General features: G+C 68.5%; 20 protein-coding genes. 8 read left to right on the top strand and 12 right to left on the bottom strand.

All coding sequences use genetic code 11. The features are described 5' to 3' along the window. Positions 1-11 precede the first annotated feature (11 nt). Positions 12-800 (top strand): 3-hydroxybutyrate dehydrogenase, encoded by a 789-nt coding sequence (locus tag OZ671_RS12600; protein ID WP_328286358.1) that lies wholly within the window; start codon positions 12-14, stop codon positions 798-800. Beyond that, a complete protein-coding gene (locus tag OZ671_RS12605; RefSeq protein WP_268861068.1) occupies positions 797-1,846 on the top strand; it encodes a patatin-like phospholipase family protein in 1,050 nt (349 codons plus the stop codon). The genes OZ671_RS12600 and OZ671_RS12605 overlap by 4 nt, the downstream gene beginning before the upstream one ends. Positions 1,847-1,864: 18 nt before the next feature. Here the strand turns inward: OZ671_RS12605 and OZ671_RS12610 are convergent, their stop codons facing one another. Beyond that, positions 1,865-2,293: a tellurite resistance TerB family protein gene (locus OZ671_RS12610; RefSeq protein WP_268861069.1), complete on the bottom strand. Its 429-nt coding sequence runs from the start codon at positions 2,291-2,293 to the stop codon at positions 1,865-1,867. 238 nt (positions 2,294-2,531) lie between these two features. On the opposite strand from OZ671_RS12610, the gene OZ671_RS12615 reads away from it, so the two are divergent. Then, on the top strand, positions 2,532-2,885 hold the full coding sequence (locus tag OZ671_RS12615; protein ID WP_268861070.1) for a RidA family protein: 354 nt from the start codon (positions 2,532-2,534) through the stop codon (positions 2,883-2,885). Positions 2,886-3,193: 308 nt separating this feature from the next. Here the strand turns inward: OZ671_RS12615 and OZ671_RS12620 are convergent, their stop codons facing one another. Continuing rightward, positions 3,194-5,140, bottom strand: a complete 1,947-nt coding sequence (locus OZ671_RS12620) for a methyl-accepting chemotaxis protein (protein ID WP_268861071.1) — start codon at positions 5,138-5,140, stop codon at positions 3,194-3,196. Between the two features lie 240 nt (positions 5,141-5,380). Here OZ671_RS12620 and OZ671_RS12625 point away from each other — a divergent pair, with 240 nt between their 5' ends. The 3 genes from OZ671_RS12625 to yidD all read left to right on the top strand — a co-directional run bounded on the left by OZ671_RS12625 (position 5,381) and on the right by yidD (position 8,538). Beyond that, positions 5,381-6,259, top strand: coding sequence for a DMT family transporter (locus OZ671_RS12625; protein WP_268861072.1), 879 nt, complete (start codon positions 5,381-5,383; stop codon positions 6,257-6,259). Positions 6,260-6,387: 128 nt separating this feature from the next. Beyond that, positions 6,388-8,067, top strand: coding sequence for an acyl-CoA dehydrogenase family protein (locus tag OZ671_RS12630; RefSeq protein ID WP_268861073.1), 1,680 nt, complete (start codon positions 6,388-6,390; stop codon positions 8,065-8,067). A gap of 72 nt (positions 8,068-8,139) precedes the next feature. Beyond that, positions 8,140-8,538 (top strand): membrane protein insertion efficiency factor YidD, encoded by a 399-nt coding sequence (gene yidD / locus OZ671_RS12635; RefSeq protein ID WP_268861074.1) that lies wholly within the window; start codon positions 8,140-8,142, stop codon positions 8,536-8,538. A 15-nt stretch (positions 8,539-8,553) separates the two neighbouring features. On the opposite strand, the gene OZ671_RS12640 is transcribed toward yidD, so the two are convergent. The 6 genes from OZ671_RS12640 to OZ671_RS12665 form a co-directional block, all read right to left on the bottom strand. Beyond that, on the bottom strand, positions 8,554-9,567 hold the full coding sequence (locus tag OZ671_RS12640; protein ID WP_268861075.1) for a TRAP transporter substrate-binding protein: 1,014 nt from the start codon (positions 9,565-9,567) through the stop codon (positions 8,554-8,556). Positions 9,568-9,627: 60 nt separating this feature from the next. After that, on the bottom strand, positions 9,628-10,797 hold the full coding sequence (locus tag OZ671_RS12645; protein ID WP_442957078.1) for a trans-sulfuration enzyme family protein: 1,170 nt from the start codon (positions 10,795-10,797) through the stop codon (positions 9,628-9,630). Between the two features lie 186 nt (positions 10,798-10,983). Further along, positions 10,984-11,403: a hypothetical protein gene (locus OZ671_RS12650; protein ID WP_268861077.1), complete on the bottom strand. Its 420-nt coding sequence runs from the start codon at positions 11,401-11,403 to the stop codon at positions 10,984-10,986. Positions 11,404-11,801: 398 nt separating this feature from the next. Further along, positions 11,802-12,248: a DUF4189 domain-containing protein gene (locus OZ671_RS12655; protein WP_268861078.1), complete on the bottom strand. Its 447-nt coding sequence runs from the start codon at positions 12,246-12,248 to the stop codon at positions 11,802-11,804. 55 nt (positions 12,249-12,303) lie between these two features. Beyond that, positions 12,304-12,888 (bottom strand): invasion associated locus B family protein, encoded by a 585-nt coding sequence (locus OZ671_RS12660; RefSeq protein ID WP_268861079.1) that lies wholly within the window; start codon positions 12,886-12,888, stop codon positions 12,304-12,306. A gap of 8 nt (positions 12,889-12,896) precedes the next feature. Next, positions 12,897-16,505, bottom strand: coding sequence for a YadA-like family protein (locus OZ671_RS12665; protein WP_268861080.1), 3,609 nt, complete (start codon positions 16,503-16,505; stop codon positions 12,897-12,899). 600 nt (positions 16,506-17,105) lie between these two features. Between OZ671_RS12665 and OZ671_RS12670 the strand changes: the two genes are divergently transcribed. After that, positions 17,106-18,677, top strand: a complete 1,572-nt coding sequence (locus tag OZ671_RS12670) for an EAL domain-containing protein (RefSeq protein WP_268861081.1) — start codon at positions 17,106-17,108, stop codon at positions 18,675-18,677. Then, positions 18,655-19,473, top strand: a complete 819-nt coding sequence (locus OZ671_RS12675) for a hypothetical protein (RefSeq protein WP_268861082.1) — start codon at positions 18,655-18,657, stop codon at positions 19,471-19,473. Before OZ671_RS12670 ends, OZ671_RS12675 begins: the two co-directional genes overlap by 23 nt. Before the next feature lie 25 nt (positions 19,474-19,498). On the opposite strand, the gene OZ671_RS12680 is transcribed toward OZ671_RS12675, so the two are convergent. The 4 genes from OZ671_RS12680 to OZ671_RS12695 form a co-directional block, all read right to left on the bottom strand. After that, positions 19,499-20,566 (bottom strand): LysR family transcriptional regulator, encoded by a 1,068-nt coding sequence (locus OZ671_RS12680; protein ID WP_268861083.1) that lies wholly within the window; start codon positions 20,564-20,566, stop codon positions 19,499-19,501. Between the two features lie 388 nt (positions 20,567-20,954). Further along, positions 20,955-21,482: an invasion associated locus B family protein gene (locus tag OZ671_RS12685; RefSeq protein ID WP_268861084.1), complete on the bottom strand. Its 528-nt coding sequence runs from the start codon at positions 21,480-21,482 to the stop codon at positions 20,955-20,957. Positions 21,483-21,516: 34 nt separating this feature from the next. Then, entirely contained in the window at positions 21,517-22,257 is a 741-nt protein-coding gene (locus OZ671_RS12690; protein ID WP_268861085.1) for a L,D-transpeptidase, read from the bottom strand. Positions 22,258-22,441: 184 nt separating this feature from the next. Further along, the coding region (locus tag OZ671_RS12695; RefSeq protein WP_268861086.1) for an autotransporter domain-containing protein at positions 22,442-22,799 on the bottom strand (358 nt) is incomplete at its 5' end.

Raw genomic sequence — 22,799 nt, forward strand, 5'->3', positions numbered from 1 at the left:
CGGAGATGGATATCATGGCCCTGAATGGAAAGACCGCCCTGGTCACCGGATCGACGAGCGGCATCGGCCTGGCGATTGCCAAGGCCTTTGCGCAGCAAGGCGCGGACATCATGCTGAACGGCCTCGGCGATCCCGCCGAGATCGAGGCGACCCGGGCCGCCCTTGCCGCCGAGAGCGGCCGCAAGGTCCTGTTCACGCCCGCCGACATGACCCGCCCCGAGGAGATCGCCAATCTCGTCAAGGCCACCGAGACCAGCCTCGGCAAGATCGACATTCTCGTCCACAGCGCCGGCATCCAGCACGTCTCGCCGGTCGAGGACTTCCCGATCGAGAAGTTCGACGCGATCATCGCCATCAATCTCGTCTCGGGCTTCCACCTGACGCGCGCCGCCGTGCCCGGCATGAAGAAGAACGGCTTCGGCCGGATCATCAACATCGCCTCCGCCCATTCGGCGGTCGCCTCGCCCTTCAAATCGGCCTATGTCGCGGCCAAGCACGGCCTGCTCGGCTTCACCAAGACCATCGCTCTCGAGCTAGCAACATCCGGCATCACCGCCAATTGCATCTCGCCCGGCTATGTCTGGACGCCGCTCGTCGAACGGCAGATCCCCGACACGATGAAGGCGCGCAACATGACCAAGGACCAGGTCATCAGCGAGGTCCTGCTGAAGGCGCAGCCGACCAAGAAATTCGTGACCACCGACGAAGTCGCCGCGCTCGCGCTCTACCTCGCCTCCGATGCCGCCGCCTCGGTGACCGGCGCGAACATGCTGATCGACGGGGGCTGGACCGCCGAATGACCCGCAAGACCGGGGCCAAGCGCATCAATCTGGCGCTGCAGGGCGGCGGCGCCCACGGCGCCTTCACCTGGGGGGTGGTGGACGCCCTGCTCGCCGATGGCCGCCTTGCCATCGACGGTGTGACCGGGGCCTCGGCCGGGGCGATGAACGCCGTCATGCTGGCCGACGGCCTCGCCGAGGGCGGGCCGGAGGCGGCGCGCAGGCGTCTTGCCGCCTTCTGGAAGGCGGTTTCGGTCGATGGCGGCCTCGGTCCGGCGCAGCGGCGTGTAGTCGATCGCCTGCTGGCGGCGATGCCCTACGAGGGCTCGCCCATGCAGGCCTGGTTCGAGACCATGCAGAACCTGTTCTCGCCCTACGATCTCAATCCGTTCGACCTCAATCCGCTCGAAGACCTGATCCACCGCTTCGTCGATTTCGACCGCCTCACCGCCTACAAGGCGATCGAGGTGTTCGTCGCCGCGACCAATGTCACGACCGGCCGGCTCGCCCTGTTCAGCCGCGAGCGGCTGAGCTGCAAGGCGGTGATGGCCTCGGCCTGCCTGCCGACCATGTTCAAGGCCGTGGAAATCGACGGCGTGCCCTACTGGGACGGCGGCTATATCGGCAATCCGCCGATCTTTCCGCTGTTCCGGGCGACCGAGGCCGAGGACGTGCTGCTGGTCCAGATCAACCCGGTGATCCGCATGGAGGTGCCGACCTCCGCACGCGACATCGCCAACCGGATCAACGAGATCACCTTCAACTCCTCGCTCCAGGCCGAAATGCGCGCGATCGAATTCGTCTCGCGCCTGGTCGGCGAAGGCAAGCTGCCGCGCGGCCGCCGGCCCGGCCAGTACCGTGCGGTGAAGATGCACCGCATCGCGCTCAGCGATTCCGTGACGGGACTGACCGCGAGCTCCAAGAGCCACAACGACTACGACTTCTTCCTTGGCCTGCGCGATGCCGGGCGGCAGGCGGCCGAAGCCTTCCTCAAGACCCACTACGACGATATCGGCGTCCGCGGCACGCTCGACCTGAAGGCCGAGATCAGCGCCGAAGGCGGCTGAGAGGCCCGACCAGCCTGGTCAGGAGGCCGGACGCTGGCCGGCATCGGCCACGCCCAGAAGGTCGGCGGCGCGCGCCACCACGGCCTCTTCGAATTCGTGCGCGGAACCGTCCGCCAGCACCAGGCTCCACATCATCTCGACGATGCGCCGCCGCTCGGCCTCGTCGAGCTTGCGCACCAGCACGCCGGTGAAGGTGGTCAGATCGACCGCCTCGTTCTCGGCGTCGGTCGCCGCCTCGATCAGCCGTTCCGTGTCATGGGCGCCCAGCGCGAAACCGCGCGACAGGATCGCCTTGAGCCGCGCCAGTTCCGCCGGCGCGACCTCGCCGTCGACCGTCATCACATGCACCAGCAGCGCCGCGGCGGCGACGCGGTGGTCGCCGGCCCCGAAATTTTCATGCCGTTCACCGGTCATGTCGGCAATGAAGCGGAAAAACGTATCGAGCATGATCCCATCCGGCCTGGCGGCGCCAATCCTGCCGGCCTCGGCATCGACTCGGCAAGTGCTAGAAGGTCACAGGCACGGGCCGTCGCTCCCCTCGCCGCGGACGAAGATGCCTCGCCAGCGCATGGCCTCGTCCCGAGGCATGGGTTCGATAAGGGTTGGCCCGGCCGGCGGGGCGCGCTACGACACGGGCGGCCGCATTGCGGCGGCCCAGTCGAGGCTATCCTCCGGAGATCAATCCATGTCCATCGAGCGCAAGCAGGTCGGCCCCCGCATGAGCGGCGCGGTCGTCCATGGCAACACCATCTATCTCGCCGGCCAGGTGGCCAAGTCCGCGGCCGGCAAGTCGGTCAAGGAGCAGACCACCGAGATCCTGTCGATCATCGACGGCCTGCTGGCCGAATGCGGCAGCTCCAAGCAGAACCTGCTCTCCGCCAATATCTGGCTGAGCGACATGTCGACCTTCAACGAGATGAACGCCGTCTGGGACGGCTGGGTCGTTCCCGGCCATACCCCGGCGCGCGCTACCGTCGAGGCAAAGCTCGCCGCTCCCCAGTACACGGTGGAGATCATGGTGGTTGCCGCCAAAGCCTGATAGCCCGGGACAGCGAGGCCTGACGGCCTAGTTGCCGCCAAAGCCTGATGGCCCGGGACAGCGAGGCCTGACGGCCTAGTTGCCGCCAAAGCCTGATAGCCCGGGACAGCGAGGCCTGAAGGCCTAGTTGCCGCCAAAGCCTGATGGCCCGGGACAGCGAGGCCTCACGGCCCGGTTGCCGCCGGGGTCCGGCACGGCCGGCGCCGGATGGCTCGGGCGCCGTTCCGCCCGCCGGGGACGACAGACAAACGAAAGCGCGGCGAGATGATCTCGCCGCGCTTTCTTTTTGATGCGGATCCCGGGCGGCGTCAGGCCGCGCGCACACCTTCGAGGAAGGCCTGGATCTCGTGGTTGAGCGCCTGCGCTTCCTCGCTGAGCCGGCCGGACAGCGACCGGACGTCCTCGGCGGTGGCGCGCGCCGACTGGGCAGTGCCGCCGACACGCACCATGGCCTCGGTGCTGCCGCGCGCCTCGTCGGAGGCCCGGTTGACGGCGCTGGCGATCGTCGACACCGCGGCGTTCTGCTCCTCGACCGCAGCGGCGACGGAAGCGGCGATCGCCCGCATCTCGCCGATGACGGTGCTGACCTTGTCGATGGCGGTCACCGCATCGCCCGAAGCGTTCTGGATCGCGCCGATCTGGGCCGCGATCTCCTCCGTCGCCTTGGCCGTCTGGGCCGCCAGGTTCTTCACCTCGGAGGCGACAACGGCGAAGCCGCGGCCAGCCTCGCCCGCGCGCGCCGCTTCGATCGTGGCATTGAGCGCCAGAAGGTTGGTCTGGCCGGCGATCGCCTGGATCAGGTTGACCACCTCGCCGATGCGGGTCGCCGCCTGGGCGAGCTGCTCCATGGTGAGGGCGGTGCGTTCGGCTTCGGTCACGGCGACGCCGGCCACCTCGTTGGATTTCGCGGCCTGGGTCGCGATCTCCGCGATCGAGGCGGACAACTCCTCCGCCGCGGCCGCGGCCGATGCGACCGAGCCGGAAGCCTGTTCCATGGCGCCGGTCGCCGCCTGGGTCTCGCTGGTCACGGCGCCCGAGGCGGTTTCCAGATTGTCGGAGGCACCGTCGAGCTCGCCGGACGCGCCGCGCAGCGCGCCGAGAGAGCGCTCGGCGGCTTCTTCGAAGCCGCGGATGAGCTGGTCGACCGCGGTCGAGCGGCGGTTGCGGGCCTCGACCTCGGCGATCTGCTCGGCGGCCAGCCGCTCGCGCTCGATGGCATTGTCGCGGAACACGAGAACCGCGCGGGCCATTTCGCCGAGCTCGTCCTTGGCCTCCGTCGCCGGCACGTCGATCGCCGTGTCGCCGCCGGCGAGCTTGCGCATGGCGCCGGTGATGCCGCCGATCTGGCGGGTGATCGACCGGCCGAGCGCCAGGCCGACGACGCAGCAGAGCAGGATGACCACGCCGATAATGCCGAACACCATCACGCTGGTCGCTTTCTGCGCCTCGAGCCGGGCATCGCTCGCCTGCGTCTTGCCGGCATCGGCCGCGGCGACCAGCTTGTCGGTGGTCTGGTCGAGGCTGGTCAGCAGCTGCTCCAGCTCCCAGACGGTGGTCTCGACCGTGCGCGTGCCGTTGACGAAGGCGTCGAAGGCCGGCCAGTAGGTCTCGCCCGCCTTCATGAGATCGGCCTTCATTGCCGGAGCGATGACCGAGCGGCTGACCTCGTTGACGAATTTGGCGCGCGCCTGGCGGAAGCTCTCCAGATCCTCCTGGGCGCCGCGCAGCATGAAATCCTTTTCGTGCCGGCGCATCTGCAGCACCTGCTCGAGAATGCCGGCGCCGTCGTCGAAATTCTGCGCGACGCGGCGCGCCAGCACTTCCAGCTGCTGCACCGATTCGGTCATCCGGCCGTTGAGACCCGACCGCTCGTCGAGGCCGAGGGTCTCGATCGTCGCCTTCATCAGTTCGAAGGCCTGCGCCGCGCTGGCGAGCTGGGCCAGCGACTGGTCGATCTCCGCTGCCAGCCCCGCCGCCTCGGGTTTGCCGCGGGCCGCCCTCAGCGCCATGATCGCGTCGGCGCGCGCCGTGTTGAACTGCATCGGCGCTTCGAGCTGGTAGCGCTCGGAATAGTCGATGGCATGGAAGCGCAAGTCGCGCACGCTGGCGCGCACCTTGTGGGCATCCTGCGCGAGGCTTGCGAAACCGTCATAGGCTTCGAAGGCGCGCGCGGCCGAACGCTGGCCGTACCATGAGGCGACACCGGCCGCGATCACACCCGCGATCGGGACAAGCGCCAGCAGCGCGATACGCAAGCGTATCGAGAGGGCAGGCAAGCGAATCGGCATTGACGAGAATCCCCCAAAGTCTTCAGCGGCGCGCACCATGACGATGAATCGTTAAGGAACCGCCCTACTGGCGCCTTGCCACATTTGAATTCCCAGCGATTTCATGTAGTTCGCCGGCATATTACGCTGCGCGAGGCTCCCGTGCGCCGGTGCGGTTGAATGTCGCTGCGGGCCTCTCTAGGTTCGCGCTCCCCGCCGGAAGCCGCGATGCCCTCCTTCGTTCAGGCCGTTCCCGTCATCTTCGTGCTGATCTGGTCGACCGGATGGGTCGTCGCCGGTTTTGCCGCGCGTTACGCCGATCCGCTCTGGTTCCTGTTCCTGCGTTTCCTGCTGGCGGCAGCCGTGATCGCGGCGATCGCCGTCGCGACGCGCGCGGTCTGGCCGAGGAGCCCTCGCGCTCTCGGGCATGCCCTGGCCTCCGGCATCTTCCTGCACACATTCTACCTCTGCGGCGTCTGGTGGGCCGTGCGCAATGGCGTGCCGACGGGCATTTCCGGCATCATGGCGGGCCTGCAGCCCGTCTTCACCGCCCTGCTCGCGCCGCTTTTCCTCGGCGAGCGCATCGCGCCGCGCCAGGGCCTCGGCATCGCGCTCGGCTTTGCCGGCATCGTCCTGGTGCTGGCGCCGAAGCTGCTCGGCATCGACCCGGCGCATCTCGCGACCGTGCTGGTGCCGCTCGGCGTCAACGTCCTCGCCATGCTGGCCGTGACGCTCGGTTCGTTCTATCAGAAGCGCTTCATTGCGGGCGGCGACCTGAGGACCACCACGGCCCTGCAATATGTCGGCGCCGCCCTGAGCACGCTGCCGCTGGTCTTCCTGTTCGGCGCGCCGGACGCACAATGGAACCAGACGCTGGTCCTGACCATGGCCTGGTCGGTGCTGGCCCTCTCGGTCGGTGGGGTCGGCCTCTTCCTCTATCTGATCGGCCGCGGTGAGGTCTCGCGCGCGGCTGCCTATATCTATCTCGTGCCGCCGGTCTCGGCGCTGATGTCCTATGTCGTTTTTGGCGAGTGGCTGGCCCCCGTCCAGCTCGTCGGCATGGCGGTAACGGCGCTCGGTGTCTGGCTCGCGGTCCGCCGCGCCTGATCGCGCGCGGCCAGGCGGCCAGAACACGCGTCTTTTGGCGGATTGCTTCGTCGGCTCGCTGCGTTATTTTGCGTCGCAGCATAGCCAGGAAGCGCTCAGGCAAGCGCTCACGCTCGAAGGGAAACGCCATGAGCACCGCTCCCGCCGCCGAGGCCCGAACGGCCAACCTCATCGATCTCGCGCAGAGTGCCGTCGCGGCCGCAGAAGCGATCCTCGCCGAGGCGACGGCGAAGGTCCGCGCCCTGGTCACAGAGAACGGGCGGATCTCCAATGCCGCACTGGAGCGCGAGCAGCGCGCGACCCATGGCCTCGCCTGGCTTGCGACCTATGTCGAAAGCGTGCGCCAGCTCGGCTCCTATGCCGAGCGCTTGTCGGCGGAAGGCAAGTTCGGCGAGATCGAGGATCTGATCGTGCGCATCGGCCTTGGCGAATATCTCGCCCAGATCGCCGGTGGCATCGCCATGAGTCAGGGCGAGACCGTGCGTCCGACCGACCTCGGCCTCAGCCCGGCCGATATTGCCCGCCGCTTTGCCGGTGCCGTCGACACACTGATCGCCGAGGGCAATACCAGCGCCAACCGGGCGCGGCTCGCCGCCCTCGTCGAGGCGCGCGAGACGTCGGGCCATTTCGGCGAGCCGGCGCTCGATCCGACGCTGGAGGCGATCCGCGACGAGATGCGCAAGTTCGCCCTCGCCGAGGTGATCCCGCATGCCCACGAATGGCACCTGCAGAATGCCTATATCCCGCTCGACGTCATCGCCAAGCTGTCCGAGCTCGGCGTGTTCGGCCTGACCCTGCCGGAGAGCTATGGCGGCATGGGCCTCGGCAAGGAATCCATGTGCGTCGTCTCCGAGGAGCTGTCGCGCGGCTATATCGGCGTCGGTTCGCTCGGCACCCGCTCGGAGATCGCCTGCGAGCTGATCCTGGCCGGCGGCACCGACGCGCAGAAGGACAAGTGGCTGCCGAAGATCGCCTCCGGCGAAGTGCTGCCGACCGCCGTCTTCACCGAGCCCAATACCGGCTCGGATCTCGCCTCCCTGAAGACCCGCGCCCAGCGCGACGGCGACGTCTACAAGGTCTACGGCAACAAGACCTGGATCACCCATCCTGTGCGCGCCGACGTGATGACCCTGCTCGCACGCACCAATCCGGACGAGCCCGGCTACAAGGGCCTGTCCATGTTCATTGCCGAGAAGCCGCGCGGCACCGACGAGGATCCGTTCCCGGCGCCGGGCATGAGTGGTGGCGAGATCGAGGTGCTCGGCTATCGCGGCATGAAGGAATACGAGATCGGCTTCGACGGCTTCGAGGTGAAGGCCGAGAACCTGCTCGGCGGCGTCGAGGGCCAGGGCTTCAAGCAGCTGATGCAGACCTTCGAGGCGGCCCGCATCCAGACCGCTGCGCGCGCGGTCGGCGTCGCCCAGGCTGCCATGGATCTCGGCCTGCGCTATGCCCAGGAGCGGATCCAGTTCGGCAAGCCCCTGATTTCCTTCCCGCGCGTCTCCGACAAGATCGCGATGATGGCGGTGGAGATCATGATCGCGCGCCAGCTCACCTATTTCGCCGCCCGCCAGAAGGATCACGACCGGCGCTGCGACCTGGAGGCCGGCATGGCCAAGCTGCTCGGCGCCCGCGTCGCCTGGGCCGCCGCCGACAATGCCCTGCAGATCCATGGCGGCAACGGCTTCGCCCTGGAATATCCGGTGAGCCGCGTCCTGTGCGATGCGCGCATCCTCAACATTTTCGAGGGCGCGGCGGAGATCCAGGCGCAGGTCATTGCCCGGCGCCTGCTCGACGGCGGAAACTGAGCCGACCGGCGCGCGCAACGGATCAGCAATCGAAGCTCCCGATGATCGAAACGGATTGTCGGGGGTTCATCCATGGTGCGTTACGCCGCAGCCGGCTCGATCATCGTCTATCAGCGCTGGATTTCGCCGCATAAGGGCTTCTGCTGCGCCTATCGCAAGTTGACCGGCGGCCGGTCCTGTTCGGAATATGCCCGCCAGACCGTTCTCGGCCATGGCGTGCTGACGCTCGCCAGAGCCTTGCCGCGCCAGTTTGCCCGCTGCCGCCGTGCCCATGCGACGCTCATGGCCATGGCAAGCTCCGAGGCGGATGGTGACGCCGCCGGCGGGCCGCAGGGCAAACGCCGGGACAAGGCCAAGCGCTCGGCCGCCACCGACTGGTGCAACGGTGCCAATGTCGACTGCGCGAGCTTCGATGTCGGCTGCGGTACGCTCGACATCGGCTGCGACCTCGCCAGTGGCTGCAGCTGGTAGCCGCCGCGCGGCGGGCTACCGGGCCGGCGCCAGTTCCTTGTAGCGCGTCAGGATGATGCGATCCTCGGCGCCCGCCGTTTCCATCCAAGCCTGGACCGCCGGCATGGCCGCGGCCTGCAGGGCGCCGACAAGCGGAGCTGGCACGGGATCGACGATGGTCATGCCGTTCTGGCGCATGGTCCCGTAGTTCTGCTCAACCCGCCCCGTCATGGCGGCCCATTGGCGCTCGGTCGTGGCCTGGCCGATCGCCTCGAGGCGCGCGCGGGTCTCCGTGTCGAACCCGTTCCAGAGATCGAGATTGATGGTGCCGAAGCTGAGCGGGACGGCATAGTTGATCGCGGCGAAATGGGGCAGCCGCCGCCAGAGCTGCCGTCCGGCCCCGCCATCGCCCGAGGACAGCACGGCATCGATCGAACCGTCCGTCAGGCGCGGCTCCAGGTCGGCGAAGGACACGACCTCGGCATGGGCCGAAAGCCGGCCGAACACGGCCGTACCGGTCGCGTCGTAGGTGCGCACGCGGAGCTGCTCGAGATCCCGCGGTCCGGCGACTGGCCTTGCCGTCCAGAGCCCCGAGGCCGGCCAGGGCGAAACGAAAAGCAGCCGGTGGTTGAGCTGGCCAAAAATCTCGGCGTAGCGGGGTGCGGCGAGGTCGAACAGGCGCCGCGCGGCCGCCACGGTCGGCGTCTGGAACGGCAGCGCGGCCAGCGCCAGGGCCGGGCGGAACTGGGAGAGCGCGCCGCCGAGCGTATTGGCCATGGCGAAGGTGCCGAGCGACACCGCCGAGAACTGCTGACGCGCATTCAGGCCCGACCGGGCGTCGGAGATCGGCCGCACGTTGAGCTTGCCGGCGAGTTCCCTGGCGACCATCGCCGCGAAGAAGCTGTCGGCCTCGCCCGGCAGCGAAGTGGCCGGATATTCGTTGACGAGATCGAGATTGAGCGGCTCGGCGCGGGCGCGACCGGCCGCGAGGACGAACGGCGCCGCGATAAGGCGTGCCGCGACGCGTCGCGTGATGCTATGGCCTGTCATGGCAGCTCCTCGGCCGTCAAATCTAGGCGGCCCGCCGCCATCAGCTCAAGAGGCCTGGGCTCAGCTGTTGGCGCCGCGCAGTGCCCGGTCGAGATCGTCGAAGAGGTCGTCCGCGTCTTCGAGACCGACGGACAGGCGCAGCAGGTCTGTCGGGCACGGCGAGCCGGCTCCCTCGATCGAGGCACGGTGCTCGATGAGGCTTTCGACGCCACCGAGCGAAGTTGCACGCTTCCACAGGGCGACGCGTGCAGCGGCCGAGACCGCCGCGGCCTCGCCGGCCCGGACCCTGATCGACAGCATGCCGGAGAAGCCCCCCGTCATCTGGCGCGCGGCAAGCGCGTGCTGCGGATGCGACGCGAGCCCCGGATAGAGCACCTCGGCCACGTCCGGATGGCCCGTCAGCCGCTCGGCGAGCTTCAGGGCGGCCCGGGCCTGCGCCTCGACACGCACATGCAGGGTGCGCATGCCGCGCATCAGCAGGAACGCCTCGAACGGCCCGAGGATCTGGCCGTGCATGGACCGGACGCGGCGAATCCTGGCCCAGAGGTCATTCTTTTCCCGCGTCACCAGCGCGCCGGCGACGACGTCGGAATGGCCGTTCAGATATTTGGTCGCCGCATGCATGACGATGTCGGCGCCGAGCGCCAGCGGCCGGGTGAAGACCGGGGTCGCAACCGTCGAATCGACCGCCACCACCGCCCCCGCGGCATGGGCCGCCTCCGAGATCGCGGCAATGTCGGAAACGGTCCAGAGCGGATTGGACGGCGTCTCCAGCCAGACGAGCTTGGTCTTGCCCGGCTCGATCGCCGCCTTGACCGCGGCGAGATCGGCCGTGTCGACGAAGCTCGTCCGATAGCCGTAGGTCGCCGCATCGTTCATCAGCCAGTTGCGCAGCGCCCAGTACATCACCGTCGGCGCGATGATATGGGCGCCGGCCGGCAGGGCCATGACGACGGCGGTCGCCGCCGACATGCCGGAGCCGAGCAGCAGGCTTTCGGCTCCGCCCTCGAGCGCGGTCAGCAGCGCTTCGCACTGGCGCACCGTCTGGTTGTCGGGCCGGCCGTAGACGAAGCCGTTGCGATACTGATTGTCGGGATCGCGGATGAAGGTGGTGGCGACATGGATCGGCGTCACCACGGCATGGGTTTCGTGCTCCTCCCAGCCGAGCGCCTGGGCGGCCAGGGTGCGCGGCTGCAGCGAAGGCCGCGAGGGGTCGGATGGCGCCATCATATCGCTCCTGTCTCAGGCCGCACGGCGGCAGGCTGGCCGCACGGCGTCAGGAACGGACAATGATCCTGACCAATTCCAGGATCGGAGATTATGATTCTGAGATCGTGGAATCAAGAGCGGCCAACGGCCAGAATGACAAGCCGGGCGCAGCAAAGCGAGCCCTCGGGCGAGGCGGTTGCCCCACCGTTAGTCCACCGTCCGTTCGACACGCAGGATCGACAGGGCGACGCAGCCCGTGCCTGCCGCCAGCAGCATGGCCTGCCCGCCCGCGGCCGGAAGGTTGTAGACGGCGACGCCAGCGAGATTGGCGGCCGGGCTGCTGCCCTGCGGCAGCCGGCGCGTCGCGGCATTGCAGTCTTCCGCGAAGGGCACGACCCGCACCAGATTGCCGTCGCAGCGATTGCCGCTGGGCGAGGCGAAGACCACCCCTGCGGCCGGCGCCGTGCCATAGGTCATGCCGACCAGCGCCAGGACCGAGTGAGCGTCGGGTGCCGCCCTGTTCCAGCTCGACTGGACCATGAACTGGCTGCCCTCGGTCAGCAGCTGGCCGAGCGCGGGGTAGACCGTGCCGCAGGTCTTGATGCCGGCCTGGCGCATATGCGCCACGAAGGGCGGCTCGGACTGCTGGCTCGCGGCCGACGCTGCCGGCGCAGGCTGCGGCGCGGGCGCGGGCGCGGGGACAGGCGTCGGCTGCGCAGGGGCTGCGCGCGGATCGGCAGGTCGCGGCCGCGGCGACTGTGCGAAGCTGATCGGGTTGTCGAGCCCGACGACGGTCGCAAAGACCGCGCCGGCCACGAACATCGCCAGACCGACGCCGATCCCCGTGCCGCGTTCGCGCCATCGCCGCTCGCGGTGCGGCCCCGGCCGGTCGCCGCGACGCGGCGCCCCGCCTCCGCCGGGGGCCGGCCTCGGCGCGATGGCATGGTCGACCTCATCCCGCCGGTCTTTCCGAAACAGCCTCGGCATCATCTGAACCATCTCTCATATGCGATTGGCGGGGAACGTCATGTGCAGATCCATTCGAGCACCCGGCAGTGGGCCTTGGCCGAACACCGCGCTCCGGCGTCTCTTTCAGCCGCATCGCGCGTCGGACCGGACGCGGCGGCCCAGCGGGGGCCGCCGCCGGGCGAGCCCGCGACCAGCAACGCAGCGCAGGCACGCGTCTGCCGCGCCTCGCTCCCTGTTGCCAGGGCTCGCCGCACGTTCCTGACGATCGCGACAATGGCGCAGTGAGCACCGCCGGCGCGACGGCAATGGGTCATCGCCGCGGTTACGGCCTCGGCCTCGCCGGCCCCACCCCAGAAAAATCCATGCCTGCCGTCGGCAGGCGAAAAGGCGAGCGCTCCCCAGACCGCCATCTCGGGCGGCGCTGGTCCGTCGGCGGCGACAGCGTAGCCAGTCCAGACGCCGAGCACGATCATGCCAGCCGCCGCCAGCCCGTGGCGTGCCATCCCCGTCTCTCCCCGCCACCTCTTCATCCCCAATCCCCTTCCGACCAGATCTCCGTCAGATCGCCTCGATCGCCTTCGACAGGCCTTCCAGCGGCGCGTAGAGCCCCGTCAGCGTCGGCGCTCCCGACGCGCCAGCCGGCGTCACAGAAAATGAGATCTGCACGACAACACCTTTCGCGATGTAGCCGCGCAGGCGTGGGCCGACATGCTGGATCGCCACGCAGACGCTCGCGTCGCAGCCATTCGTCTTCACGAGGATCGGGGCGCTTCCGTCGCCGAACGCCAGGGTGATCGGACGGTCGGCGCCGACCGCCGCCGGCGCGCGCAGAATGAACACCGGCGCGCCGCTGTCCGAGCCGGCAAGCGACCAGCTGAACGCGACCGCGCCGGCCTGGTCGACGATGGCCTGGGTGATGTTGCAGACGCGTCGCCGCGCCCGCAGATTCTCGTCGCAGATCAACGTCCAGTTCTTGAAGGGCCGGATGACGCGCCGGTATTGCCCGAGCGGCACATTGGCCGGCACCGCGACCTCCGAACGCCTGACTGAATAGATCGGCGGCGAGGCCGGCTGCCCGAAGGCCGTCGCCGCGCCGAGGGCCGGCACGATCGCGAGCAGCGGCAGATGGCGAAGGCCCAGCATGGCCGGACCTAGTTCAACGTGATGCTCAGGCCGGCGCCGACGCCCCATTCACCGCCAGTCGTGGTGGCCGACAGGTTGCCGCGCATCAGGCCGTTCTCGCTCGTATATCCAAGGCCGATGGCAAAGGCGCCCTGGCCGCGCCAGACGCCGCCGCCCATGGAGGCGCTGAGCTTGCCGGGCCTGTCGTCATAGCGCAGCGAAGATGCGGCGAGACCGATGGCGGCGGCCTGGCGGGCTTCCCGCCTCACCCCGCGGATATCGGCATTCAGGCCGGCGAATCTGGCATCCGTATAGGCATTGGCCTGGCTGAGCGTCGTGGCCGCGACCTGGTCGGTATAGGCCCGTGACTGGTTCAACGTCGTGGCAAGGCCATCATTCAGCTGCCGGACGTTCACCGCGTCGGTCGGGGCCGTCCCCGCCGCGACATTGCGGATGACCACCGGCGCATTGGGATCGCCGCCGACGAGCGATATCGAGTTCTGCCGGGTGCCGTCCGGATTGCTGTCATAGACCACGGCATGCCGCACGGCCTGACCGATGCTGCTGACCGTGCCCGAGAGATTGTCGACCGCCTGGTTGGTCGCATAGAGCTGCGAACCGTTGATGGCATCGGTGCTGGTCGCGCTGATGCGGCCGGCCGCGACGTTGGTCACGGTCCGCTCGGCACCGGCGGTTCCGACCGACACCGTGCCGACCGGCGCGGTCCCGGCGAACCGGTATTCCTTGCCGTCGATGACGGTGCTGGAGGTTGCGACCGTCGCCTGCGTCTCGGCTCCAGCGCCGAGCGCGACCGATCCGGCGTGGCTGGCGCTGGCGCCATCGCCCAGTGCCATCGCGCGGGCAGCGGTCGCCCTTGCCCCTGCGCCCGATGCGAAGCTGCCGTCTCCCGACGCCAGCGCACCGTTGCCCATCGCAATGGCGTTGACGCCGGAGGACGCCGCCGCCGGGCCGATCGCAATGCTGTCGAGCCCCGTCGCGGAACTGTCCGGCAGCGTCGAATTGGCGTGGAAATAGCGGATGCCGCCGCCGCCATTGACCGCCCGGTCGAGCTGGTCGAACACGTTCTGCACCGTCGAATAGCTGTTGCCGGCAAAGGTGAACCCGCCGGTCACCTTGCCGGTGGCCGGGTCGTAGGTGGTATTGCCGCCGAACACGGCGGCGACGGAATCGCCGAGCGTGTTGACGCGGCCGCCGACCACCTCGATCGCCTGGTTGGTGGCGAAGAGCTGGGATCCGTTGACGGCATCCGTGCTCGTCGCGCTGATGCGGCCGGCCGCGACATTGGTGATCGTCCGCTCCGCGCCGACATCGCCGACGCTGAACGTGCTGGCGGGCGTCGCGCCGGCGAACTGATAGGCCGTGCCGAAAATGGTGGTGCCGGCTGTCGCAACCACCGGCGCCGTCCGCGAACCGGCGCCGATCGCGACGTCGCCGGGCTGGCCGCCGGCCGTCGTCGCGCCATTGCCCGCGGCGAAGTCGTTGGCATTCTGGGCAACCGCCGACGGGCCGATCGCGACGCTGTCGGTGCCGGTGGCGGAGCTGTCGGGCTGGGTCGAATTGGCGTGGAAATAGCGGATGCCGCCGCCCTGGACGGCCTGATTGATCTGGTCGAAGACGTTCTGGACGGAGGTGTAGCTGTTGCCGGCAAAATTGAATCCGCCAGTCACCTGCCCGGTGCTTGGGTCATAGCTCGTCGATCCGCCGAACACGGTGGCGACCGAGCTCCCGAGCGTATTGACCCGGCCGCTGACGCCTTCGATCGCCTGATTGGTCGCAAACAGCTGCGAGCCGTTCACCGCATCCGTGCTCGTGCCGCTGATGCGGCCCGCAGCAACGTTGGTGATCGTCCGCTCCGCGCCGGCATCGCCGACGCTGACCGTGCTGCTCGGCGTGGTGCCGGCGAAGGAATAGGAGCGGCCGTCGATGGTCGTGCTCGGCGTTGCGACCGCGGCGGCGGTGCGGGATGCCGCGCCGAGCGCGACGTCGCCGGTATTTGCGGCGGTCGCACCCGAACCAAGGGCGACGCTCCGTTCGGCCTGGGCCTGAGCGGCATCGCCGAATGCCAGCGCGCCGGCGGCGGCTGCGGTCGAGCCATGGCCGAGCGCCACCGAACCTTGCCCGACCGCCGTATTGCCATTGCCGATGGCCACAGCGCCATTCGCCGCCGAGTTGCCGGCGCTGTCGCCGGCCGCGACATTGTTCGCGCCGAGCGCCACCGCCCCGTCGCCGTTTGCGGTATTCGGGTCGCCGAGAGCGACCGCACCGTCACCGAGGGCGCGCTGATCCCGTCCGATCGCCACCGCCCCGCCCGCCGCGCTCGAGGCCGTGGCGGTCGTCGTGCCGGAACCGATGGCGACATTCTGGCCGATCGCTCCGGTCGCCACCGCATGGCCGATCGCGACATTGCTGCCGGCCGAATTGACGTCCGTCGACGCGCTCCGCCCGATGGCGATATCGTCCGTCCCGTGCACGACCGCACCGTCGCCCTGCGCGATGCCGTAGGTCGCGCCGTCGGCGACGGTCGCGCCACGGCCGATCGCAAGGCCCGACGTCGCACCCGCGGCCACCGAGCTCTGACCGCCCAGCGCGATCGCGTCGGCCGCGCCCGCGACCGCCGCTGCCGTCGCGTTGCCGCCAATGGCGATGGCACCGGTGCCTTGCGCCTCGGCGCCGGAGAATGTCCCGCCGCTGCCGGCCGTGCCGATCGCAATGGAGTTCAACCCGCTTGCGTTGGCGGAATTGCCCAGGGCGGTCGCCGATTCGCCGGCCGCGCTGGCGCGGTTTCCGAGCGCCGTCGACCAGTCGCCGGCCGCGCTCGAGAAATTGCCGAAGGCCGACGACCAGCGGCCCGCTGCATTCGCCGAATTGCCCACGGCCGCCGCGTTCCGGCCGGTCGCATTGGCGAAGTTGCCGACCGCCAGCGCGAAATGGCCATTGGCCGCCGCATTGTTGCCGAAGGCCGCGGCATCGTTGCCGACCGCCCTGGCGCTCAGGCCGACCGCGAGCGCCGACAGGTCGTTCGTCTGCCCGTCGGCCATGGCGCCGGCGCCGATCGCGATGTCGCCGTTGCGCATGGCGCGCGACATGCCGCCGACGGCAATGGCCTGCCCGCCGATCGCCTGGGCACCGGCATTGGCGTCGTTCGATGACATGTCGCCGCCGATCGCGACGCTTCCGGGCCCAAGCGCACGCGTCCACTGGCCGATGGCCGTCGCGCCGCTGCCGCTCGCGACGGCCTGCATGCCGAGCGCCGTGCCGCGCACGGCGGCGCTCGACGCATAACCGATCGTCACGGCTCCGGCGCCGGTCGCTCGCGCGAAGGGCCCCATGACCTGGACCGACGAATAGTTCCCACCGTCGGCGCCACAGCCGATGACGTTGGAATAGGTGCCGGATCCGTTCACGGGATCGGCGACCTGGCCCTGATTGATATTGTCCGGACCGACGCCGGGGGCGGTGCCCGAACAGGATGTCCCGCCCGGCCCATAGGTCGTCGCCAGCGCGCTGTTCGGCCAGAGGCCGGCTCCAAGGACCAGCGCTCCGGCGAGGACGCAGCCAAGGGCGCCCGTGTCGCCATAGGTGATGCCCAGTTGCAGCCGGCGACGGCCGGGACCCAATATCCGGTGCGCCAGGCGCAGCACCGCGAGAAGACGGCGCCGCGTCGAACGATCCGCCCGCCGGCCGGCTCCTTGCCGCGGGGCGTTCGCGCGGCATCGCAAGGCCCGACCCGGCTTCGAGACACTCCCGGCGGTGCGATCGTAGTGGGTCATCCAAACCTCGTAATGGGCTACGGCCGCCCTCAAATGGGGCCAACGACGACGACCCAGCAGTCCAGCCACATGCGGGTCGCCGCGCCGGCCGATCGGATTCCGGAGCGGGCTTCGGCCGCGATCCCGGTTTCACTATCGAATAAGCGAAATAATTTTGTTGATTAGATTGGTGCCTTCCGGGCGCCGCAAATTGGTTTTTCAAATGTTGGACGTGAGTAATACTCAAGATCAGTTCGTCGAAACATTGGAAACGCTCATATAAGGCATTGGCGCATTCAATTTGACCGCGTCCATCACGCAGCCACGGAATGTTCACAACCGATCGATGGCGGGCGCCGACGCAACTGGCATCGCAGCTGCCGGCAGCCAAAGCGCTTCCGGATAGATCGTCATCACGGTCTCCTCTCCGATACTTGGTCGGGGCGGGTCCGAGACGGAGGAGGATGAGTGAGCCGGCTACAGATTGTCGTGCTCGCGTCCATATTCGCGGCAGGAGCCGCCGTGCTTCCAGTAGCGGGGGCGATTCATCTGGCCTGGATCCTCGCCGTCCAAGCCGAACAGGATAGGCTCGAAGTCCTCAACCAGCGCTTGGTCCGGCGCGCCAGCCTCACCTTCAACGCGGCCGCGGCCAATCTCTCCACGCTGGCCGCAAGCCGCATCACTCCATGCTCGACCGAGCATATGGAACTCATGCGTCGGCTCGAGGCCAACAGTCTCATCATCTCGGAGGTCGGCTATTTCCGAAACGGAGCCTTGCAATGCGCGTCCTGGGGTGTCCCACGGACAAGGATGCCGTTGATGACGCCGGCTCTCTCGACGGCGGACGGCTTCGGCATCGCTGTCAACATCCCCTCCTGGATCGATCCGCATCAATCTCGCCTCAGCTTGCAGTTCGAGAACTACGAGGCGTTGCTGGAGCCCAGCGGGTTTGCAGACGTCATTCCCGATGCCGGAACCCAGCTTGCCGTCGGCATGGAACAGCTCGGCATCATCGCCAGCCAGAACCATCCCGACCCGCATTTGGTCCAATCGCTCATGGCCTCGCCCGCGACGGGAATGGACGAGCAATATCTCTTTGCGACCGCCCGCGTCGATGGCTGGATCGCGATCGCCATCCGGCCGAGGACATTGGTCTTCGGCACGCTTGAACGGCGGCGGATGCTTCTGCTGCCTGTCGGGGCGGCGATCAGCGCGACCATCGTCGCCGCCATCCTCGCCCGGACACGCCGGCGCCTGTCGCTGCTCGGCGAGCTGGCGGCCGCGGTCCGCAAACGCCAATTCACCGTGCACTATCAACCGATCATCGAGCTGAGATCGGGCCTATGCGTCGGCGCCGAAGCTCTGGTCCGCTGGCAGCAATCCGACGGGACCTTCATCGGCCCCGACCTGTTCCTGCCGATTGCCGAGCGCAGCGGCCTCATTCTTCCGATCACCGATCAGGTCGTCGAAGCCGTCGTCCACGATCTCGGTCCAACGCTTGCCGCGGAGAGCGCGCTGCATGTCGCCATCAATCTCTGCGCGACGGACATGGAGACCGGCAGGCCACTGGATATCATCCAGCTCGCCCTCGACAGCGCCGGCATCCGGAACGAGCAGGTCTGGTTCGAAGCCACGGAACGCGGGCTCCTCGAAATCGAGCGCGCCCGCTCCGTCATGACGACCGCCAGAGCCCGCGGCCATTCGATCGCGATCGATGATTTCGGCACCGGTTATTCGAACCTGCAATATCTGCAGACCTTGCCGATCGACGCGCTCAAGATCGACAAATCCTTCGTCGACACGATCGGGCACATCACGGCCAACACCCCGGTCATCTCCCACATCATCCAGATGGCGCGATCACTCGAACTGGTCTGCATCGCGGAAGGCATCGAGACGCGCGAGCAGTTCGACTATCTCCTGCGGGAAGGCGTCACATTCGGGCAGGGATGGTTCTTTTCAAAAGCCCTGCCGGCCGCTGAATTCCTGGCATTCTATCGGAGCCGGAAGACGGTCCATGGCGAGCCCCCTCCGACATGACGCTTCGACCGGAGGCCCGCACGCGGCCGCTCGCGGGCGGGACGACCGCGCGAACAAGGTCGATTCGCCGGGCATCGGCCTGTCGGGCCGCCCGCCGCGCCGCGCCGTGATGACATTCGGCAATATCGACCATTTGCATAACTCGCTTGAGCGCATCGAGCGCAGAACGATAATCCGCGCCCGGTGGGCGTGGCGCGGCACATTCGAGGGCGAACACCGTCCGCGGAGTGCCGGAAAACAATTTGGCAGCATGCGCACGATACGCTCGGTGGCAATTCGGCTCCGATCCCGCCCGACCAACGAAGCCGCTGTTCGGCCGCAGGGCGAAAAGCAAAAAGACGGCGGCGAACGCGCGATGGTCGTATTCAAGCTTCTCGTCGGCTTATGCGGCTTGACGCTGCGCGAAACCGCGATCTTCGTCGGCGCCGGAAGCGACACGGTCAGATCCTGGTCGAGCGGCCGGAATCGCTGTCCTGAAAGCGTCATTTCGAAACTGCGGGAATTGACCGCGCGACAGGAGCGCGCGGCCCGCAGGGTGCTGCATCACGTGGCCCGCATGGACACCAGGCCGGAGACCATCGTCCTCCACTATCCTCTCGACGACGAGCAGGCGCAGGCGATCGACTGGCCTTGCGTCAATGCCTGGAGTGCTGTGGCGGCGCGCATCATCGCCGGGACCTCGGTCCGCGTGCTCCTCACTCCAGCCCCGCCATCCGTGGTCGCAAGCGACGCCGTCCCACATCTGACCGACGCCGTGGTGCGAATCCCCTTGCCGCAAAGCGCCGGCACCGGCTGATGGCGCATGGACGACGAGCCCGACGTCAGCGCAGCCGGATGTCGGACGGCCACTCGTCCACGGCACTGCCCTGATCGTCGGGATCGACGACGCCAGGTGAGAGCCCGGCGACCGGCCCTTCCGCGCCGGTTCGCCGGCTGGAGAAGGCCGAGGCCAAGGTGACATCGGCGATCGACGTGCGCAGATGCGGGTTTTCCGCCGTGGCCCGGGGGAGCGCGGCGCGGTCCCAGCGTGCGAGAGCATGCCGGCAGGCCTCGATCAGGTCGAACGCGCCCTTCGCCTGCCTTGCCTTGCTCAGGTAAGAGGCGAACTGGACCGGCGGCAGCGGCGGCAGGCCGATCCGCCTGCCAATATCGACGAAGTCCGACTCGAGCGCATAGGGCGTTCGCACCGTCACGCACATTCCTGCCCGCAACGGGCCGGCCAGCCCCTCGAAGGAAGAGCTGGCTGCAGCGATGTGGAAACGGTGCGTCTTGCCGAGCGAGGCGATCGCGGCGCCGCGGAACGGACAGGCGCGGTAACAGACACCGAGCGGCAGCGAGGCGCCAGGCGCGAGCGCGAAATCGCTGTCGGCCAGCCAGATCATCGGCACCTCCGCGAGGATCCCCTGATTGTGCGGATCGCTGCGTTTGAGCGCGATCGCCACATCCAGATCTTTGTGGGCGACAGCGGAGAGCAGCTTCGTCGTCGACTCGATCACAAGCGTGATTTCGGCCGCCGGATTGGCTTGCGCGAATGAGGGCAGCACGTGGACGAGGATGAACTGCGCCAGTTCGTGCGTCACGCCGAAGGAAATGGCCTGCGCCTCCCCTCCCGCCATCGAGGCGAGGGCGGCGTCGTTCGCGCCGATCAGCTCGCGAGCAAGCGGCAGCAGCCGGCCGCCGGCCGCCGTCAGACCGACGTCGCGTCGCGGATGCTGGCGACCGTGCCGGCGCAGCAGCAGCGCGCCGAGCTCGCGCTCCAGCCGCTGTATCTGCAGGCTGATCGCCGATTGCGACCGCCCTACGGCGTCCCCGGCCTGCGCGAAGCTGCAGCCCTCAGCGATGAGCACGAAGGAACGCAGGGCCAGGATATCGAGGTTTTTCAGCGTCACGGGACCGTACCTTCGGAACCGGGCACCTGAGGGTGACGATATCGAGGCGATGCCACAACGCGTTCCCCGCGATGCCCACGCTCGCTGGAAGCGACTCAACGTTGGATCGGGAGTTCGAAAGGTACTGCGACACGGCATGCCGCGACTTGCCTGTTACGGCCCTTTGGTCGTGCTGAAAGCGCCCGCGGGAGAGCGCGGGAGCGACGCGCAATGGCCGGATTGGCGATCCGGCCCATGCCACCGCCATGGGCGTGCTTCGTGCTGCTGAAGGACCGGCCGGACCTGGCCTCGCCGGTCCGAAAAGACCGTTTGGCGTCGCCGGCGGCACCGGCCAGACGCATTGCGCGCCCCGTTTGCACGAGCCGGGCAAAAGATCAGGACTGGCGCATCAGCGCAACAGCGCCAAGGTCCTGTCCAGAGCCGGGCCAAATCCTTTCAGGGACAGGGAAAAGGCAACCGGCTGCCCCGCATCGCTCGCGATCGTGTTCAGCTTCAGGCTCGTTCCGCCACGAAATGTTCTCAGCATCGCGGCCGTGAAGGTGACCGGCACGATGCAGCCGGTCGCAAGGCAGGTCTTGAACGGCAGCGGCGCGCCGGGCGCGGCCTGATCGAGCCCGATCGTGACGCCCCGGTCGAGCGCGAGGCCGAAGGGCAGCAGCAACGTGCCGGAGAGGGTGCCGTCGCGCGCGGGAACCAGTTCGATCGCCAGAACGCGCCGGCCGTCCCGCCGCCGCTGCTGCTGGGAGAAGGCGCAGCGGCGCGCCTGTCCATGCCCGGTGCAGGAGACGGCCCAGTCCTGGTAGGTCTCCCTGAGGGAGGACGGCCCGGGAGCCGCCTCCTGCGCCATTGCGCGGCTCGCGGGCAGCGCGACCGCCAGCAGCGCCGCCGGGAACACATGCCGGAAATTCGGTTTCATCGGCTCCGCCTGCCTTGCATGCTGTGTCGATCGCTCATCGCACGATCACTTGCGCCCCGATCGCGACCCGATCGAACAGATCGATCGCGTCCTCGTTGATCATTCGGATGCATCCGGAAGAGACGTCGGTGCCGATGCCCCATGGCTCGGTGGTGCCGTGGATGCGGTAGAGCGTGTCGCGGCCGCCCTGGTAGAGATAGAGCGCGCGGGCGCCGAGCGGATTGGCGGCTCCCCCCGGGATCATGCGGGGGATGCCGGGCGTTTCCCGCCGCATCTCGTCGGTCGGGTACCAGTTCGGCCATTTGGCCTTGCGGCCGATCCGCGCCGTCCCCGACCAGGCATGCCCCGTGGCACCGACGGCAATGCCGTAGCGCCGGGCCTGCCCGTCCCCTTCCATGAGGAAGAGATGATGCTGGCCGGTCTCGACCAGGATCGAGCCGAGCGGGGCATTGACCGGCGCCGTGACCATGGTCGGCCGCAGCCGCGGGTCGAATTTGGACCGGTCGACGATCCGAACCTCGTGAGGCTCGGCCGCATAACGGGACGGCGGCGGCGCTTGTCGCTCGCTCGTCTGGCATCCTGCGAGGATCAGCGCACCGGCGGCGGCGACCACGCCGCGGCGGCTCGGGACGTCGAGGATCGCGCCCTCATCGCCTTCTCCCGCGCGGCCCGAACCGATGCCGCCGGCGCCATCGGACCGGAACGCCGCCCTCGCGGAAGCGTCTCCTCCGGACAGCGTCGCGCGCCCTTGTTTGCCGTCGAAGAACCGGTGCATGTCCATCCTTTTCGGAGCGTGTGGACCGCTCCTGTCCCGGGAAAAAGGCAAAGGCAGCCCGTCGCCGCTTCCGGACGGCCCCATCCCGCAGCCCGGTCTCGAGGACGTGCCTCTCCGCCATCGAGCGATTGCCAGGACTGTGACGGCGCCGCCGGCCGGGGAGCGCCGGGGGGCCTCTAGGTGTTCACCAGCGCACCTGGAGGCCGACACGTCCGGTGTAGGACTGGCCGGAGCCATGGGCGACGGTGAGGTTGTAGTCGGCGGAGGCGAAGAGGCTGACCCTTTGCGTGATCTGGCCGGAGGCGCCGATGCCGAACTGCATCCAGCTGCCGCCGAGCCCGGCCCCGAGCGCCACCGGATAGCCCCCCGAGAGGTTGGCGAAGGTTGCCCGGCCGTTGCCGCCGAAGGTGTGCCAGTAGTTGACCCGCGCCCAGGTGGTGATCCGGCGTCCGTCCTCGATGGCGAAGTCGCGGGCAAGCCGCGCGCCGATGCGGCCGTAGACCGTCTGGGTGTCGGCATAGTGGACCTGGCCGAACCGGTCA

The sequence above is a fragment of the Phreatobacter sp. AB_2022a genome (assembly GCF_026847585.1).
GTDB lineage: Bacteria > Pseudomonadota > Alphaproteobacteria > Rhizobiales > Phreatobacteraceae > Phreatobacter.